Source organism: Actinoplanes sp. NPDC024001, from assembly GCF_040638955.1.
In the GTDB taxonomy this organism is placed as follows: domain Bacteria; phylum Actinomycetota; class Actinomycetes; order Mycobacteriales; family Micromonosporaceae; genus Actinoplanes.
The window spans coordinates 1-1,934 of the sequence record NZ_JBEZZB010000358.1 but is presented as its reverse complement, the minus strand read 5'-3'; the positions used below and the strand labels follow the sequence as shown (position 1 = coordinate 1,934).

2 protein-coding genes are annotated in these 1,934 nt (G+C 77.8%); both read right to left on the bottom strand.

Features of this window, described 5'->3' with window-relative positions; genetic code table 11:
- The coding region (gene selB / locus AB0F81_RS51125; RefSeq protein ID WP_360211715.1) for a selenocysteine-specific translation elongation factor at positions 1-1,030 on the bottom strand (1,030 nt) is incomplete at its 3' end.
- Positions 1,021-1,934: L-seryl-tRNA(Sec) selenium transferase (selA, locus tag AB0F81_RS51120; RefSeq protein WP_360211712.1), on the bottom strand; the 914-nt coding region annotated here is incomplete at its 5' end. The genes selB and selA, both read right to left, overlap by 10 nt.

Below are 1,934 nucleotides of genomic sequence, written 5' to 3'. Positions count from 1 at the left end.
GCGCCGGCGGCGCCACGTCCAGCACGGTGATCCCACCGGCGACGTGGTGCCGGCCCGGGTCGCGCAGCAGCGCCCGGTCGCCGACCCGCAGCGGCAGCGGCCGGTTCAGCCGCAGGCGGGCGGTGTCCTGCCCGAGCGGGCGGACCCGCACCGGCACCGCGGCCGACCCGGCATGCAGGGTGACGGTCGCCGGGAGATCGGCCACCGGGTCGCCGTGCACCCGCACGTCGATCAGGTCGGTGGGCCAGAACCGGCCCGGGGTGAGCAGCGCCGCGCCGCGGGCGATCCGGTCGCGGTCGACGCCGCGGAGGTTCACCGCCACCCGGGCGACCGCCGCGGCCCGCTCCACCGGTTCGCCGAGACTCTGCAGGCCGCGCACCCGCACCGGCCGGGAGACGCCGGTCAGCTCCAGCTCGTCACCGGTCCGCAGGGTGCCCGCGCCGAGCGTGCCGGTCACCACGGTGCCGGCGCCCCTGATGGTGAAGGCCCGGTCGATCCACAGCCGGACCGGCGCCGCCGGATCCGGCGCCGGCAGGGCGCCGGCCAGCCGGTCCAGCGCGGCCCGCAGACCGTCGAGACCCGCACCGGTACGCCCGCTGACCGCCACCGCCTCCACCCGGCCGAGCGAGGTGCCGGCGATCTCCTCGGCCGCCGCGGTCATCGCCGGGCCCGGGGCGGCCAGGTCGGCGCGGGTCACCACCAGCAGCCCGTGGCGCACCCCGAGCGCGTGCAGGGCGGCCAGGTGCTCGGCGGACTGCGGCATCCAGCCCTCGTCGGCGGCGACCACGATCATCGCGGCCGGCGCCGGGCCGACCCCGGCCAGCATGGTGGGCACGAACCGTTCGTGGCCGGGCACGTCGACGAACGCCACGGTGGTGCCGGAGCCGAGCGTGGTCCAGGCGAACCCCAGGTCGATGGTCATGCCGCGGCGGCGTTCCTCGGCCCAGCGGTCCGGTTCCATCCCGGTCAGCGCACGCACCAGGGTGGACTTGCCGTGGTCGACGTGACCGGCGGTGGCGATCACCTGCATGCCAGCACCGCGCGGGCCACCGCCTCGTCCGCCTCGGGCGGCACGCAGCGCAGATCCAGCAGCAGGCGGCCGCGTTCCACCCGGCCCAGGACCGGCGGGTCGCCCGTACGCAACGGCTGCGCGTACGACTGCGGCAGCGAGAGGGACCAGGAGCCGAGCGTGAGCTCGGGTGCGCCGCCGCCACCGACGACCGCGACCGAGGTGACCACCTCGGCGTCGCCACCCACCCGCCGGCGCAGGCGCTCGGTGCGTTCGCGCAGCTCGTCGGGGTCGGCGCGGAGCGCCGCCCAGGTCGGCGTGACCGGCCCGGCGAGGGTGGCGGCGAGCGCCGCCAGGGTCAGCTTGTCCACCCGCAGCGCCCGGGCGAGGGGATGCCGGCGCAGCCGTTCCACCAGGTCGGCGTCGCCCAGCAGCAGCCCGGCCTGCGGGCCGCCGAGCAGCTTGTCCCCGCTGGCCACGACCAGGTTCGCGCCGGCGCGCAGGGTGCCGGCGGCGTCCGGCTCGTCCGGCAGCAGCGGGTCGGGCCGCAGCAGCCCGGAGCCGATGTCCACGATCACCGGCACGCCCAGGCCGGTCAGCTCCGCGATCGCGGCGGCGCTGGTGAAGCCGCGGACCACGAAGTTCGACGGGTGCACCTTGAGCACGAACCCGGTCCGCGGCCCGATCGCGGCCGCGTAGTCGGCCGCCGACGTGCGGTTGGTGGTGCCCACCTCGCGCAGCCGCGCCCCGGTGGATTCCAGCAGGTCGGGCAGCCGGAACCCGTCGCCGATCTCCACCATCTCACCGCGGCTGACCACGATCTCCCGGCCGGCGGCCAGCGCGGTGGCGGCCAGCACCAGCGCGGCGGCGCCGTTGTTGACCACGTGCACGCCGCCTGCGCCCGGCACCGCGGCGGCCAGCGCGG